Source organism: Streptomyces xiamenensis, assembly GCF_000993785.3.
GTDB lineage: Bacteria > Actinomycetota > Actinomycetes > Streptomycetales > Streptomycetaceae > Streptomyces > Streptomyces xiamenensis.
The window spans coordinates 1,609,394-1,624,037 of record NZ_CP009922.3; the positions used below are offsets into that span (position 1 = coordinate 1,609,394).

Here is a 14,644-nt window from a genome sequence, read left to right on the forward strand (position 1 = left end):
AAAGCGCGACCGCCCGACGGTATCGCGGGAGTAGCCCCGTAAGGCAGAGCATGCCCCGCTCCGTGACGTTAACTTCGCACTGTGGAGACCTCTTGGGAAGAGCTTGCCCCGGGCGTACTGCGGATCCGGCTGCCCGGCTGGGACGAGACGGTGGGCGCGATCGCGGGCGCGCGCGGGGTGCTGCTGGTGGACGCGGGCCCCTCCCCGGACGCGGCCGGGGCGATCCGGGCGGAGCTGCGCGGCCTGCTGGGACTGCCGGTGCGCTGGGTGGTGCTGACCCATCCGCACTTCGATCACGTCCTCGGGGCCGGCGGTTACCCCGGGGCACGGGTGTACGGGGAGCTGGGCGATCCGGCGGAGCTGGCGGCGGACGCGGTACGGCACGGGATGCCGGAGGCGGAGGCGGCGCAGGGCGCGGCGGCGCTGGCGGAGGTACGGACTCAGCCGGTGGAATCGCGGCTGTCTCTGTACCTGGGGGGCGGGCGCACCGTGTCGGTGGCGCGGCTGGGCCCCGCGCACACCCCCCACGACATGGTGGTGAAGGTGGACGACATCGTCTTCTGCGGCGACCTGGTGGAGGAGTCGGGCGAGCCGCAGGCCGGGCCCGACGCCGACCCGGCCGCCTGGCCCGCCGCGCTGGACCGGCTGCTGGAGCTGGGCGGCCCGCGGGCCCGGTACGTTCCGGGGCACGGCGCGGTGGTGGACGCCGCGTTCGTACGCGCCCAGCGCGCCTTTCTCGCCGCACGCGCCGGGGCACAATGACGGCCATGCGCAGCAGAGAGTACGGCCCCGACCTGACCCCGCCGTGGAAGCGGTCCGCCCCCGTCCCCGAGGTGCCGGCCGAGCCCGGTCTCGTGGTGGAGGAGGCCGGCACCGGGTACTGCGGGGCGGTGATCCGCTGCGAGAAGACGGCGCAGGGGCCGACGGTGACGCTGGAGGACCGGTTCGGCAAGCGGCGGGTGTTCCCGCTGGAGCCGCGCGGCTTCCTGCTGGAGGGCAATCCGGTGACGCTGACCCTGCCCAGGCCGGCCGGCTCCCGTCCCGCGTCGGGGCCGGCGCGGACCGCCTCCGGCTCGGTGGCGGTCCCCGGGGCGCGGGCCCGGGTGGCGCGCGCCGGGCGGATCTATGTGGAGGGGCGCCACGACGCGGAGCTGGTGGAGAAGGTCTGGGGCGATGACCTGCGGATCGAGGGGGTGGTCGTCGAGTATCTGGAGGGCATCGACGACCTCCCGGCGATCGTCCGGGAGTTCGGGCCGAGTGCCGACGCCCGGCTCGGGGTGCTGGTGGACCATCTGGTGCCGGGGTCCAAGGAGTCCCGGATCGCGGCCAGCGTGACGGACCCGAACGTGCTGATCGTGGGCCACCCGTTCATCGACATCTGGGAGGCGGTCAAGCCGTCCTCGGTGGGCATCGCCGCCTGGCCGCGGGTGCCGCGCGGCCAGGACTGGAAGACGGGGGTGTGCCGCGCCCTGGGCTGGCCGGCCAACACCGGCGCCGCCTGGCAGCACATCCTGGGGAAGGTGCACAGCTTCCGCGACCTGGAGCCCACCCTGCTGGGCCCGGTGGAACACCTGATCGACCACGTCACGGTGGGCGGCCCGGTGCCCTGAGCACGGATGCCGGACAATGGAGGGCATGCCCTCCGTCCTGCCCGATGGCGAGCCCGTCCCCGAGGACGGCTCGCTGCCCGCCGCCGCCCTGACCGGGGCCGCCGGCCGGCCGCTCGCGTTCTACCTGCACGTGCCGTACTGCGCCACCCGCTGCGGCTACTGCGACTTCAACACCTACACCGCCGCCGAGCTGCGCGGCGCGGACGGGGCGATCGCCTCCCGGGAGAACTACGCGGCGACCCTCGCCGAGGAGATCCGGCTGGCCCGCAAGGTGCTGGGCGACGACCCGCGCCCGGTGTCGACGGTCTTCGTCGGCGGCGGCACCCCCACCCTGCTGCCGGCCGCCGATCTCGGCGCGATGCTGGGCGCCGTGCGCGAGGAGTTCGGACTGGCGCCGGACGCCGAGGTGACCACCGAGGCCAACCCGGACTCGGTGGACCCCGCCTACCTGGCGGAGCTGCGCGCGGCCGGCTTCAACAGGATCTCCTTCGGCATGCAGAGCGCCAGCCCTCACGTACTGAACATCCTGGAGCGCACCCACACCCCCGGCCGCCCCGAGGCGTGCGTGGCCGAGGCCCGCGCCGCCGGGTTCGCGCACGTCAATCTCGACCTGATCTACGGCACCCCCGGCGAGTCCGACGCGGACTGGCGCGGCACGCTGGAGGCGGCGGTGGCCGCCGGGCCCGACCACGTCTCGGCGTACTCGCTCATCGTCGAGGAGGGCACCCGGCTCGCCGGGCGGGTGCGGCGCGGCGAGATCCCGATGACGGACGACGACGTGCACGCGGACCGCTACCTGATCGCCGAGGAGACCCTTTCGGCGGCCGGATTCGGCTGGTACGAGGTGTCCAACTGGGCCACTTCGGAGGCCGCGCGCTGCCGGCACAACGAGCTGTACTGGACGGGCGCCGACTGGTGGGGCGCCGGGCCCGGCGCCCACAGCCACGTGGGCGGGGTCCGCTGGTGGAACGTGAAGCACCCCGCCGCGTACACGCGGGCGCTGGCCGCCGGCCGCTCCCCCGGTGCCGGGCGCGAGCTGCTGTCTGCGGAGGACCGGCGCGTGGAGCGCATCCTGCTGGAGCTGCGCCTGGTGGCCGGCTGCGAGCTGACGCTGCTGCGCGAGGCCGGAACGGCGGCGGCCGCCCGCGCGCTGGCGGACGGCCTGCTGGACCCGGCGGCCCACGACGCCGGCCGGGCGGCCCTCACCCTCAAGGGCCGCCTGCTGGCCGACGCGCTGGTCCGCGACCTGATCGACTGACGCACCGCCTCGCGGCGCCCCGCGCCTCAGGTGCGCGGGGCGTACATCTCGTCGATCAGTTCCTTGTACTCGCCCTCGACGACCGGCCGCTTCATCTTCAGGCTCGGCGTCAGCTCCCCGTGCTCCACATCGAGGTCGCGGGGCAGCAGCCGGAACTGCCGGATGGTCTGCCAGCGCTGGAGGCCCTCGTTGAGCTGCCCCACGTACCCGTCGATGAGCTCACGGGTGCGCGGGTCGGCCATGACCTGGGCGTACGTCGTGCCGGCCATGCCGTTCTCGGCCGCCCAGCCCAGGATCATCGCCTCGTCCAGGCCGATCAGCGCGGAGCAGAACTTCCGGTCCGCGCCGATGACGAGCACGTTGGAGACGTAGGGACAGACCGCCTTGAAGCGCCCCTCGATCTCGGTGGGCGCCACGTACTTGCCGACCGAGGTCTTGAACAGGTCCTTCTTGCGGTCGGTGATCTTCAGATAGCCGTCGTCGGACAGCTCACCGATGTCCCCGGTGTGGAACCAGCCGTCCTCCTCCAGGACCTCCGCGGTCAGCTCCGGCTTGCCGTGGTAGCCCTCCATGATCCCCGGGCCGCGCAGCAGGATCTCGCCGTCCTCCTCCGCGATGCGCACCTCGCAGCCGGGCAGCGCCTTGCCGACCGTCCCGGTGCGGTAGCCGACCTCGGGGTTCACGAAGCTCGCCGCGGCGGACTCGGTCAGCCCGTAGCCCTCCAGGATGTGGATCCCGGCGCCGGAGAAGAAGTAGCCGATGTCGGGGGCCAGCGCGGCCGAGCCCGAGACCGTACCGCGCAGGTTGCCGCCCATGGCGGTGCGCAGCTTCGCGTAGACGAGGGTGTCGGCCACCTTGTGCCGCGCCGACAGGGCGAAGGGCACGGACGCGGAGCCGGTGCGCCGGTAGTTCTCCTGCGAGACCTTCGCGTACTCCACGGCCGTGCGCGCCGCCCACTCGAAGATCTTCAGCTTGGCGGCGCCGCCCGCGCGCGCCTTGGCCTGCGCGCCGTTGTAGACCCGCTCGAAGATGCGGGGCACGGCGGCCATGTAGGTGGGCCGGACCACCGGCAGGTTCTCCACGATCTTGTCGGCGCGGCCGTCCACCGCGCTGACATGGCCGACCTTCACGTGGGCCGAGATCAGCACCTTGCCGAAGATGTGCGCCAGCGGCAGCCACAGGTACTGCACGTCGTCGGAGCGCAGCAGGTTGATGGCCTCGATCGCGTACCCCATGTACGACCAGGTGTCCTGCCTGAGCCGGACGCCCTTGGGTCTGCCGGTGGTGCCCGAGGTGTAGATGAGGGTGGCCAGCTGCTCGGGGCGCAGCGCGGCCACGGCCTCCTTGACGGCCTCGGGGTGCTTGTCGAGGTAGGCGGCGCCGCGCTCGGCGAGGTCCGACAGGGAGAGCACCCAGCCCTCGGGGTCGCCCTCGGCGGGCACCGCGTCGGCGTCCTCGATCACCACGACGTGTTCGAGGGCGGTCAGCTCGGCGCGGCGCTCGCGCGCCTTGGCCAGTTGCTCGGCGTCCTCCGCGATCAGGATTTTGCTGCCGGAGTCGGCGAGGATGTACGCGGTCTCGTCGGCGTTGGTCTGCGTGTAGATGGTGGTGGTGGCCGCCCCGGCGCACATCACGCCCAGGTCGGACAGGATCCAGTCCACGCGGGTGGTGGAGGCGATGGCGACGCGCTCCTGCGGGCGCACCCCGAGGTCCATCAGCCCGGCGGAGATGGCGAAGACCCGGTCGGCGGCCTGGGCCCAGGTGTAGGAGGCCCAGTCGGCCGGTCCGGTGCCGGAGGCCGGCGGGACGGGGTAGCGGTACGCCTCCCGGTCCGGGGTGGCGGCCACACGGTCGAGGAACAGCTGCGCCAGGGACGGTGGACGGTTCTCGATCGACTGGTGCTGCTGCTCGCTCACGGCTTCCTCCGGTCCCGCGCCCATGCGGGCGACACATGGGTGACTGATGAGTAACTCATGGGTAACTTGGGACGATCAGATTACGGGCCAACCCTCCCGGGCGTAAGGCCCGTAACGCCCACACCTCGCTTTACTTCTTGTTCTTCCCGTCGGCGCCGCCCGCGCCGTCGGAGTCGGAGGACAGCGCGGCGATGAAGGCGTCCTGCGGAACCTCCACCCGGCCCACCATCTTCATGCGCTTCTTGCCCTCCTTCTGCTTCTCCAGCAGCTTGCGCTTGCGCGAGATGTCACCGCCGTAGCACTTGGAGAGCACGTCCTTGCGGATCGCGCGCACCGTCTCGCGCGCGATCACGCGCGAGCCGATGGCGGCCTGGATGGGCACCTCGAACTGCTGGCGCGGGATGAGCTCGCGCAGCTTGGAGGCCATCTTGACGCCGTACGCGTACGCCTTGTCCTTGTGCACGATCGCCGAGAACGCGTCGACCGGGTCACCGTGCAGCAGGATGTCGACCTTCACCAGCTGGGAGGGCTGCTCCCCGGTGGGCTCGTAGTCCAGCGAGGCGTAGCCGCGGGTCTTGGACTTCAGCGCGTCGAAGAAGTCGAAGACGATCTCGGCCAGCGGGAGGGTGTAGCGCAGTTCGACCCGGTCCTCGGAGAGGTAGTCCATGCCCTGCATCGCGCCGCGCCGGCTCTGGCACAGCTCCATGATCGCGCCGACGAACTCGTTCGGGGCGATGAGGGTGGCGCGGACCACCGGCTCGCGCACCTCGGCGACCTTGCCGGTGGGGTACTCGCTGGGGTTGGTGACCGTGTGCTGCGAGCCGTCCTCCATGGTCACCTGGTAGACGACGCTGGGGGCGGTCGCGATCAGGGAGAGATCGAACTCGCGCTCCAGGCGCTCACGGATGACCTCCAGGTGCAGCAGCCCCAGGAAACCGACCCGGAAGCCGAAGCCCAGGGCGGCGGAGGTCTCCGGCTCGTACACCAGGGCGGCGTCGTTCAGCTGGAGCTTGTCGAGGGCGTCGCGCAGATCGGGGTAGTCGGAGCCGTCCAGCGGATACAGCCCGGAGAACACCATCGGCTTGGGGTCCTTGTAGCCGCCCAGCGCCTCGGTGGCACCGCCGCGCTGCTGGGTGACGGTGTCGCCGACCTTCGACTGGCGGACGTCCTTCACCCCGGTGATGAGGTAGCCGACCTCGCCGACCGCGAGCCCGTCGGAGGCGGTCATCTCCGGCGAGTTGGTACCGATCTCCAGCAGTTCGTGGGTGGCGCCGGTGGACATCATGGCGATGCGCTCACGCTTGCCGAGCCGGCCGTCGACGACCTTGACGTAGGTGACGACGCCCCGGTACGCGTCGTACACCGAGTCGAAGATCATCGCGCGGGCCGGGGCGTCGAGTTGCCCGACGGGGGCGGGCACCTGGCGCACCACCTCGTCCAGCAGTTCGGTCACGCCCTCGCCGGTCTTGGCGGAGACCTTCAGCACGTCGGAGGGCTCGCAGCCGATGAGATGGGCCAGCTCGGCGGCGAACTTCTCGGGCTGGGCGGCCGGCAGGTCGATCTTGTTGAGCACCGGGATGATGGTGAGGTCGTTCTCCATCGCCAGGTAGAGGTTGGCGAGCGTCTGCGCCTCGATGCCCTGCGCGGCGTCCACCAGCAGGACACAGCCCTCACAGGCGGCCAGGGAACGGGAGACCTCGTAGGTGAAGTCCACGTGCCCCGGGGTGTCGATCATGTTCAGGACGTGCGAGGTGCCGCCGGTGTTCTCCGAACTCCAGGGCATCCGGACGGCCTGTGATTTGATCGTGATGCCGCGCTCGCGCTCGATGTCCATCCGGTCGAGGTACTGGGCGCGCATCTGCCGCTGCTCGACGACCCCGGTCAGCTGTAGCATCCGGTCGGCGAGCGTCGACTTGCCGTGGTCGATGTGGGCGATGATGCAGAAGTTGCGGATCAGTGCCGAATCCGTGTTACCGGGCAGATGCACGTACTCTGACCTGCACTTTCTTCAATGTCTCGGTGATGTCGTGATGCTCTTGGCGCCCTGCGGGAGCCGCACGCGGTGACCGCCGCGGCGCGGGGGGCCGGGCCATTGTCCTTCGTCCGGCCCGGAGGCAGCCCATGGAAGCCTACGGGACCGTACGGGGGCGCTGGTAAGCTGGCCCACTGTGTCTGCTGGCGGACCCGGCGGACACGGAAAGCACATCAAAACCTGTAGCGAATCTGTAGAGGCTCCTTCGTGGCGAACATCAAGTCCCAGATCAAGCGGATCACGACCAACGAGAAGGCGCGGCTGCGCAACAAGGCGGTCAAGTCCGAGCTGAAGACCGCCGTCCGCGCCGCCCGTGAGGCCGTCGCCAGCGGCGACGTCGAGAAGGCGGAGGCCTCGTACAAGGTCGCCTCCCGCAAGCTCGACAAGGCCGTCAGCAAGGGCGTGCTGCACAAGAACAACGCGGCCAACAAGAAGTCCGCGCTGGCCACCCAGGTCAACGCGCTCAAGGGCTGACCCCTTCACCTCTCCGCTTCTCGTACGTCCCCACCGGCTCCCGGGCAAGGCGGCCCCTCTCTCCGCCCCGGACGGTCCCGAGCGCCGCGTTGTCCAACGTTCGCCACGCGGACGCGGCGCCCGACGTACGGCCTGTACGGCACATGTACAGCGGCAGCGTTCCGAAGGCCCTGGATCCTCCCCTTCCCCGGGAACGGTCTGGGGCCTTCGGCATGGAGGCGGTAGGTTACCGCTCATGTCCATACCGGGGGGCTCGCCCCATCCCTACATGCAGCCGCAGCAGCCGAACCCGTACGGCGCGGGGTACTCCCCGTATCCGCCGCCGCCCGCTCCCGCGCCGGGCGGCAGGAGCGGTGGCGTCCCCGGCTGGCTGTGGGGGATCGGCGGCGTGCTGCTCGCCTCGGCCGCCTGGGGCGGTGTGCTGTTCGCCACCGGTGCGCTCGGCGGCGACGACAAGCCCGATCTGGCCGGCTACGCCTTCGCCGACGACCTGTGCGCGGCGGCGGACATCTCGGCCTTCGAGGACGACTACGAGCTGGACTCCGAGCCGCTGGCCCGCTCCTTCGACGGCGACACGCTCGCGATCGGGACGTGCGACTTCACCCTCGCCCCGATCGGCGACGACGACTACAACTCCGCGTATGTGACCTACGACGCGAGCTGGCACCGGGGAAGCGACCCCGCGCCCGAGTTCGCCGACTCCTACCGGTTCTTCGAGCAGTACGGCGACGACGGCTTCGCGTACACCGTGGAGGAGCTGTCGGGGCTCGGCCAGGAGGCGTACCTCGTCACCCGCACCAATGACGCGGACGAACTCGACTGGGTGATCCTGGCCGTGCGGGACGGCTGGTTCCAGGCCAGCGTGACCTGGAACGCCTACCTGGACACCCCGGAGTACGCGGAGCTGGTGGATCCCCGCCGGGTCACCGGGATGCTGCGCTCCGCCACCGAGAGCACGCTGGCCGCGCTCAGGGAGTAGGCCGTCCGCGGTGGATCTTCGCGGGGCCGCGCCTCCCCCGGGCCCGGCCGGGAACGGCCTGCTCCACGGAGACCGACAGGGAACGGGCCCGGGCGGAACGGACCGCTGCCCGGGACCGGGGCCCGGCGCTCAGCGGGTGCGGGCGGCCCTGGCGATGGTGACGACGGCCTTCTCCAGGGCGTAACCGGGGTCCTGGCCGCCGCCCTTGACAGCGGCGTCGGCCTCGGCGACCGCGCGCAGCGCGACCCCGACCCCGTCCGCCGACCAGCCGCGCATCTGCTGCCGCACCCGGTCGATCTTCCACGGCGGCATGCCCAGTTCGCGGGCCAGATCGCCGGGCCGCATGCCGCCGGGGGCCGAGGCCAGCTTGCCGATCGCGCGCACCCCCTGGGCCAGCGCGCTGGTCACCAGGACCGGCGCCACCCCGGTGGACAGCGCCCAGCGCAGCGCCTCCAGCGCGTCGGCCGCCCGCCCCTCCACCGCCCGGTCGGCGACGGTGAAGCTGGACGCCTCGGCCCGGCCGGTGTAGTAGCGGGCCACCACCGCCTCGTCGATGGCCCCCTCCACGTCGGCGGTCAACTGAGCGACCGCCGAAGCCAGTTCGCGCAGGTCACTGCCGATGGCGTCCACCAGTGCCTGGCAGGCGCCGGGGGTGGCGCTGCGACCGGCCGACCGGAACTCCCCGCGCACGAAGGTCAACCGGTCGGCGGGCTTGGTCATCTTCGGGCACAGCACCTCCCGCGCCCCGGCCTTGCGCGCGGCGTCCAGCAGCCCTTTGCCCTTGGCCCCACCGGCGTGCAGCAGCACGAGGGTGATCTCCTCGGCGGGGTCGGCGAGATAGGCCTTCAGTTCCTTGACCGAATCCGCGCCCAGGTCCTGCGCCCCCCGGACGACGATCACCTTGCGCTCGGAGAACAGCGAAGGGCTGGTCAGCTCGGCCAGGGTGCCCGGCTGCAACTCGCCGGGCGCCAGGTCCCGCACGTCGGTGTCGGGGTCCACGGCCCTGGCGGCGGCGGTGACCTCCCGCACGGCGCGGTCCAGCAGCAGCTCCTCCTGCCCCACGGCGAGCGTGAGGGCGGCGAGCGGGTCGTCGGCGGTGTTCTGCGTCTTCCTGGCCATCGCCCCCAGCATCCCACGCGCCACTGACACGCACGGGCGGCGACAATGGGCCGGTGACCGAAGCGACCACCCTGATCCTGGTACTGCCCGACCGCGACGCTGCGGAGGAGGTGGCGGGCGAACTGACCGAACGCTTCCCGCTGCCGAGCGAACCCCGGCTGGTGCGGGAGGCCCTGGCCGGCGAGGACGACGCGGAGGACGCCCAGTGGCTGGTCGTCCTGGAGCCGGCCCCGGCCACCCTGGACGTGGCGGCGCTCGCCGCGCTGGCGGAGGCGCACGAGGGCTGGCTGGAGCGGTCCTAGGAGCTGTCGTCATCTCCCGGCGGGTCCCGGGGTCCGCTCGGCCGGGGCGTCCGCCCGCGCGGCGGACGCCGACCTCGCCGTGCCCGGAATCAGTGCGCGGAATCAGGCGCGCGGATCGACCAGCACCTTGGCGTGAGCACTCTTGCCCGAGTCGAGCTCCTCCAGCATGTCGCCGAGCTGTGACAGGCCGACGGTGCCGGTGTGCAGGGAGGCGACATCGATCCGCTTCTGGGTGATGGCGCGCATCGTTCCCATGAAATCCTCGTGGTTGTAGGCGAGCGAGCCGATGACCGTCAGTTCCCTGCTCTGCCAGTCCCCGTAACTGACCGTCGACTCGGTCAGGGGGAAGCCGAGCAGCGCGAGGACTCCGCCGCGCCGGACCAGCTCGGCGGACGGCTGCAACAGGGACGCGACACCCGCGCACTCGAACAACACGTCGGCCCCGAGTCCGCCGGTGGCCTCCGAGAGGAGACCAGGCAGGTCCTGGGGCGCCACCACCTCACTGAAGCCCAGCTTCTCAGCGGCGTTCCGGCGGGCCGGCGAGGGTTCCGAGACGATGACCTGGCCGGCGCCCGCGTTGCGCGCGTGCTGGGCGGTGAGCAGGCCGATCGGCCCCGCGCCCTGCACCACGACCACGGACCCGGGCTCCAGTGCGGTGCGCCGCACCGCGTGGAAGGTCACGGTCGCCGGCTCCACCAGTGCGGCTTCGACATCCGAGATGCCCTCGGGCACGGGGATCACCCGACGCGCCGACACCCGGACGCGCGTCGCGAAGGCCCCGTGGGCGGGAGCGGCCTCGTCCACGCCGTTGGCCTCGGCAAACGCCGTGTCGCACTGCCTATAGTGACCGGCCAGGCACTGCCGACACGCACCGCAGGCGGGCCCGACGCCGCCGATCACGCGCTGGCCGACCCGCACGTGGGACACCTCGTCCCCGATCGCGCGGACGGTCCCCGTCCACTCGTGACCGAAAACGGCGGGCGGCAGCATGTGCCCGTCGGTGTATCCGTGGACATCCGTCCCGCAGATCCCGCTGTACGTGATGTCAACGACCACGCCGTCCGGCGCGGGTCGCTGCTCGTCCCCGGCCAACTCCTCCAACTGCCGCGGCCCCGACACCCTCACATAGCGCTGTTCTGCATTCATGACACTCGTGTTCCTTCGGTCCAGGTGCCGCACCAGGGAATGAGTCCGGCACATCGGACCCAGTACAACACCTCCGGAGGACGAGCCTCTCACCCCACTACCCGTTTGACCTGCGGGATCATCGACCCGGGCGAGGAACGCCAGGCCCGGCTGGCTCCGGTGCGGTCGCCGGAAGCGTTCACTCCGACGCGAGAGGCCCCCGCCACGCCCGCTCTCACGGCGCCATGCCGCGAGGCGACCTCCGGGACCGGCAGCCCCTCTCGCGTACGCCTCCCCTCGGCACCCCGGGGACACCGACCGCGCCGGATGATGCCCACGGGCCCTGACCGGCCCTCGACCACGGCCAGTGCGCCGTGCAGATCCGTGCGCAGGACCATCGCGCCGACGGCATCAAGAGCGTCGAGGGTGCGCGCAGCCGGATGGCCGTAGCCGTTGTCCGCGCCCACCGGGATCAGCGCCAGCCGGGGCCGCAGCCGCTCCAGCAGCGGCCCGTACTGTTCGCCCGAACCATGGTGCGCGACCTTGAGCACCGCCACCTCGCCCAGTCCCGGATGCGCGGCGAGCAGCCGCCGTTGGGCCGGTGGCTCCAGGTCGCCCGGCAGCAGAACGGTCAGCCCGCCGGTCCGTACCCACAGCGTCACGCTCGCGTCGTTGGCCCCGTACCCCTGTTCGGCCGCGTCCGCCGGCGGCCACAGCACCTCCCAGCTCAGCTCCTCCCCCACCGCCGCCCCGGCGCCCACGGCCACCGGCAGCACCGGAATGCCCTCCTCGGCGGCGGTACGCACCACGAACTCCGCCTGGTCGGCGTCCCGCCATACCGGTGAGGTGTGGATCGCGTCCACCGTGCGGCCCCGCAACACCCCCGGCAGTCCGGCGACATGGTCGGCGTGGAAGTGGCTGAGCACCAGCAGCGGGATGTACCGCACACCCAGCTCACGCAGACAGCGGTCCACCGCCACCGGGTCAGGACCCGCGTCCACCACCACCGCAGACCCCGCCCCGGCCGCGAGCACCAGCGCGTCGCCCTGCCCCACGTCGCACACCACCAGCCGCCAGCCCGCCGGCGGCCAGCCACTCAGGGCCCGGGTCAGCCCCTCCACCGGGGCGGGCCGCAGCACCGCCGCCAGCAACAGCAGGGCACAACCCGCCCCCAGCGCCGGCCGCCGCAGGGCCCGGCGCAGCAGCGCCACCACCGCCACGGTGAGCACCCCAAGGAGCGCTGCCCCGGCCCAGCCGCCCGGCCAGGCCAGTTCAGCGCCCGGCAGCCCGGCCCCGGTGCGGGCGATCAGGGCGATCGCCCCGGCGGGCCAGCCCGCCAGCCAGGCCAGCGACTGGGCGAGGGGCATGGCCACCGGCGCGCACACCAGGGCTGCCCAGCCCGCCACCAGGGCGGGAGCGAAGGCGAGTTCGGCCAGCAGGTTCGCCGGCACCGCCACCAGGCTCATCCGCTCCGTGAACACGACGACCACCGGCGCGCACACCGCCTGCGCGGCCCCGGCCGCCGCCAGCCCTTCCGCCAGCCTCCCGGGCACCCCACGCCGCCGCAGGGCCGCGCTCCACCGGGGTGCGAGGACGAGCAGCGCGCCGGTGGCCAGCACCGACAGCAGAAAGCCGAAGGAGCGGGACAGGGTGGGGTCATAGAGGATCAGCAGCAGGGCGGCGGCGGCCAGTGCGGGCAGCAGTGAGCGGCGCCGGCCGGTGGCGATGGCGAGCAGCGCGATCCCGCCGCAGACGGCGGCCCGCAGCACGCTGGGGCCCGGCCGGCAGATGAGAACGAACCCCACGAGCAGCCCGCCGCCCAGCACGGCGGTGGTCCGCAGCCCGATCCCCAGCCGCCCGGCCAGACCGCCTCGCTCGGCCCGCCCGGCCGTCCCCGCGGGCCCGATCAGGACGAACAGCACAATCGCCAGATGGGCGCCGCTGACGACGATGATGTGCGTCAGGTCGGTCGCCTGGACGGCTTCCCGCAGTTCCGGGGTGATCCGGGAGGCGTCCCCGATGACCAGTGCCGGTACCAGGGCCCGGGCGTCGGGCGGCAGGCCGTCCGTGGCCTCGCGCAGCGACTGACGCAGCGCTCCGGCGAACCGCTGAGGGCCGCTCGGCGAGGCCGTGAGCAGGGGCGGCCCGTCCCCCAGGACTTTCAGCACGGCCGCGAACTCGCTCTCCCGGCCGGGCATCGGCTCACCCGTCCTGGCCTCGACCAGCACGCGGGTGGAGGGCAGCAACGCGGCCCACTCCGCCCGGTGTTCGGCCCCCGGGGCGGCCACCAGCACGACGGGGCCGCCGCCTTCCGCCTCGCCCGTCATCACGATCACCTCCCCCCGTCGGTTCGCGGCCACCTTCGGGTCGCCGCTGATCTCCACCTCGACGGTGGTCCGTTCCCCGATCGACTGCGCGAGCGGGCTGCCCCGTACCGCCGCGCCGTGCAGCGCGGCCACCACCGCCCCGGCTCCGGCCGAGAGCAGCGCCATGGCCACCGCCACCCACACCCCCGAACGGAGGCACAGCAGCACCGCCAGGGCCAGCCCGACCGCGCCGGCCGCCCCGCCCAGGGCCCACGGCAGCGGCCCGCCGAGGGCGAGCGCGGCGGCCGCCCACGCGGCGACGGCCGGGGCCACCAACCGCAGGTCCGCCGTCCGGTCCCCGCCGTCGCCGCCGACGGCCGCCAGCGCTCCGGAGGGCAGGAAGCCGCCACGGGAACCGGCCTGTTCCGTGCCGGCCGCCTTGCACACGTCCTCCGCTCCCGAGGTCTCCCGGCCGTCCTGCCCCGTGGCGGGCGCCTTCCGCAGGGCGGGGAGCTCAGAGGGTGACACGGGATTCCAGATCGCTCAGCCGGCGTTCGCCGATGCCGGAGACGTCGAGCAGTTGGTCGACGGAGCTGAAGCCGCCGTGCTGTTCGCGGTAGCCGATGATGTTGCCGGCGAGGACCGGGCCGACGCCCGGCAGCGTCTGCAACTGCTCCGAGGTGGCGGTGTTGAGACTCACCGGCCCGCCCACCCCGGCAACCACCGCCGCTCCGTCGGCGGCGAACGGCTCGGGCGTGACGCCGACGAGGACCTGTTCGCCGTCGCTCAGTGCCCTGGCCCGGTTGAGACCGTCCGTGTCCGTGCCGGGCAGCACCCCGCCGGCCGCCTCGACCGCGTCCGCCACCCGCGCGTCGGCGGCCAGGGTCTGCAGCCCGGGGCTGCGTACCTCACCCGCCACGTCGACGACGAGCGTGGCCGGCTCGCTCTCCTGGCCGGCTGCCTCCCCCGCCCCGGTGTTCTCCCCCACCCCGGCCGCGGACGCGGCCGGAGACGGCAGGGCGACCAGCTCCGTGCTCGCCGTGACCGTACTCGGCCGGCCGCTCCAGTAGTGGTGCGCGGCGAATCCGGCCGCCACCACCAGCACCACGGCCAGGGCCGCCAGCGTTCGCGGTTCCACGGCGCAGCGGTCCAGCAGGGCCAGCCGTAACCGCACCCGCCACGGCAGCGGCGCCCCGCCCGCCGCCTCCCGTGGCGGCGGCGGATCGGGCTCCGCCGGTGCCCTGGACAGCACCCGCGCGCCCGCCGCCCCGACATCCGGCAGCGGAGGCCCCGCCGCCCCGGTGGCCCGGCTCACCTCCCGGGGGAACAGCTCCCCCGCCCGCCGCCGGGCGCCCGGTGCCTCCGCGTTCGGCGGCCGGTCCGCGCCCGGCCGCCTGCCGGTGGCCGCCCGCTTGCCGCCCCGGATCGCCCTACCGGCCCCGGACCTGCTCGTCTTCCCGCTGTCGATCTCCATGGGCAGGACCGTACGGACATTCCCCCAGCAGCGGGGAACAGCGCCGGAT

The 14,644-nt window shown here is 73.0% G+C and carries 12 protein-coding genes; 6 read left to right on the forward strand and 6 right to left on the reverse strand.

Annotation, left to right across the window (positions count from 1 at the left end):
• Positions 1-81: 81 nt before the first annotated feature.
• Genes SXIM_RS07375 through hemW form a run of 3 tightly spaced genes read left to right on the forward strand, consistent with a single transcriptional unit; the run spans position 82 to position 2,868 of the window.
• On the forward strand, positions 82-762 hold the full coding sequence (locus SXIM_RS07375) for an MBL fold metallo-hydrolase (protein WP_030725784.1): 681 nt from the start codon (positions 82-84) through the stop codon (positions 760-762).
• Between the two features lie 5 nt (positions 763-767).
• On the forward strand, positions 768-1,610 hold the full coding sequence (locus SXIM_RS07380) for a DUF3097 domain-containing protein (protein ID WP_046723344.1): 843 nt from the start codon (positions 768-770) through the stop codon (positions 1,608-1,610).
• Positions 1,611-1,626: 16 nt separating this feature from the next.
• Positions 1,627-2,868, forward strand: coding sequence for a radical SAM family heme chaperone HemW (gene hemW, locus SXIM_RS07385; protein WP_030725780.1), 1,242 nt, complete (start codon positions 1,627-1,629; stop codon positions 2,866-2,868).
• A 26-nt stretch (positions 2,869-2,894) separates the two neighbouring features.
• Here hemW and SXIM_RS07390 read toward each other — a convergent pair whose 3' ends face one another.
• Together SXIM_RS07390 and lepA are read right to left on the reverse strand one after the other, a co-directional pair.
• Positions 2,895-4,808: an AMP-dependent synthetase/ligase gene (locus tag SXIM_RS07390; RefSeq protein WP_375877879.1), complete on the reverse strand. Its 1,914-nt coding sequence runs from the start codon at positions 4,806-4,808 to the stop codon at positions 2,895-2,897.
• 106 nt (positions 4,809-4,914) lie between these two features.
• Positions 4,915-6,771: a translation elongation factor 4 gene (gene lepA, locus SXIM_RS07395; protein WP_030725774.1), complete on the reverse strand. Its 1,857-nt coding sequence runs from the start codon at positions 6,769-6,771 to the stop codon at positions 4,915-4,917.
• Between the two features lie 252 nt (positions 6,772-7,023).
• Here lepA and rpsT point away from each other — a divergent pair, with 252 nt between their 5' ends.
• A complete protein-coding gene (rpsT, locus tag SXIM_RS07400) occupies positions 7,024-7,290 on the forward strand; it encodes a 30S ribosomal protein S20 (protein ID WP_030725771.1) in 267 nt (88 codons plus the stop codon).
• Between the two features lie 235 nt (positions 7,291-7,525).
• Positions 7,526-8,269 carry a hypothetical protein gene (locus tag SXIM_RS07405; protein WP_053116125.1) on the forward strand — a complete coding sequence of 248 codons (744 nt, stop codon included), beginning with the start codon at positions 7,526-7,528 and terminating at the stop codon, positions 8,267-8,269.
• A 129-nt stretch (positions 8,270-8,398) separates the two neighbouring features.
• Here SXIM_RS07405 and holA read toward each other — a convergent pair whose 3' ends face one another.
• Positions 8,399-9,388 (reverse strand): DNA polymerase III subunit delta, encoded by a 990-nt coding sequence (holA, locus tag SXIM_RS07410; protein ID WP_148236079.1) that lies wholly within the window; start codon positions 9,386-9,388, stop codon positions 8,399-8,401.
• 74 nt (positions 9,389-9,462) lie between these two features.
• Here holA and SXIM_RS07415 point away from each other — a divergent pair, with 74 nt between their 5' ends.
• A complete protein-coding gene (locus SXIM_RS07415; protein WP_030725762.1) occupies positions 9,463-9,690 on the forward strand; it encodes a hypothetical protein in 228 nt (75 codons plus the stop codon).
• 102 nt (positions 9,691-9,792) lie between these two features.
• Here SXIM_RS07415 and SXIM_RS07420 read toward each other — a convergent pair whose 3' ends face one another.
• From SXIM_RS07420 to SXIM_RS07430, 3 genes are all read right to left on the reverse strand, one after another.
• The gene (locus SXIM_RS07420; RefSeq protein WP_030725760.1) at positions 9,793-10,836 is read right to left on the reverse strand and encodes a zinc-dependent alcohol dehydrogenase; all 1,044 of its coding nucleotides are present in this window, start codon (positions 10,834-10,836) and stop codon (positions 9,793-9,795) included.
• Positions 10,837-10,925: 89 nt separating this feature from the next.
• Positions 10,926-13,649, reverse strand: coding sequence for a ComEC/Rec2 family competence protein (locus SXIM_RS07425; protein ID WP_246156849.1), 2,724 nt, complete (start codon positions 13,647-13,649; stop codon positions 10,926-10,928).
• Complete coding sequence (locus SXIM_RS07430) at positions 13,636-14,595, reverse strand: ComEA family DNA-binding protein (protein WP_107073911.1); 960 nt, start codon at positions 14,593-14,595, stop codon at positions 13,636-13,638. Before SXIM_RS07430 ends, SXIM_RS07425 begins: the two co-directional genes overlap by 14 nt.
• Between the last annotated feature and the right edge of the window lie 49 nt (positions 14,596-14,644).

Coding starts and splice junctions, on each gene's coding strand:
- SXIM_RS07380 (WP_046723344.1), top strand. CDS start 768: ATGCGCAGCAGAGAGTACGGCCCCGACCTGACCCCGCCGTGGAAGCGG.
- hemW (WP_030725780.1), top strand. CDS start 1,627: ATGGAGGGCATGCCCTCCGTCCTGCCCGATGGCGAGCCCGTCCCCGAG.
- SXIM_RS07390 (WP_375877879.1), bottom strand. CDS start 4,808: ATGGGCGCGGGACCGGAGGAAGCCGTGAGCGAGCAGCAGCACCAGTCG.
- SXIM_RS07405 (WP_053116125.1), top strand. CDS start 7,526: ATGTCCATACCGGGGGGCTCGCCCCATCCCTACATGCAGCCGCAGCAG.
- holA (WP_148236079.1), bottom strand. CDS start 9,388: ATGGCCAGGAAGACGCAGAACACCGCCGACGACCCGCTCGCCGCCCTC.
- SXIM_RS07420 (WP_030725760.1), bottom strand. CDS start 10,836: ATGAATGCAGAACAGCGCTATGTGAGGGTGTCGGGGCCGCGGCAGTTG.
- SXIM_RS07430 (WP_107073911.1), bottom strand. CDS start 14,595: ATGGAGATCGACAGCGGGAAGACGAGCAGGTCCGGGGCCGGTAGGGCG.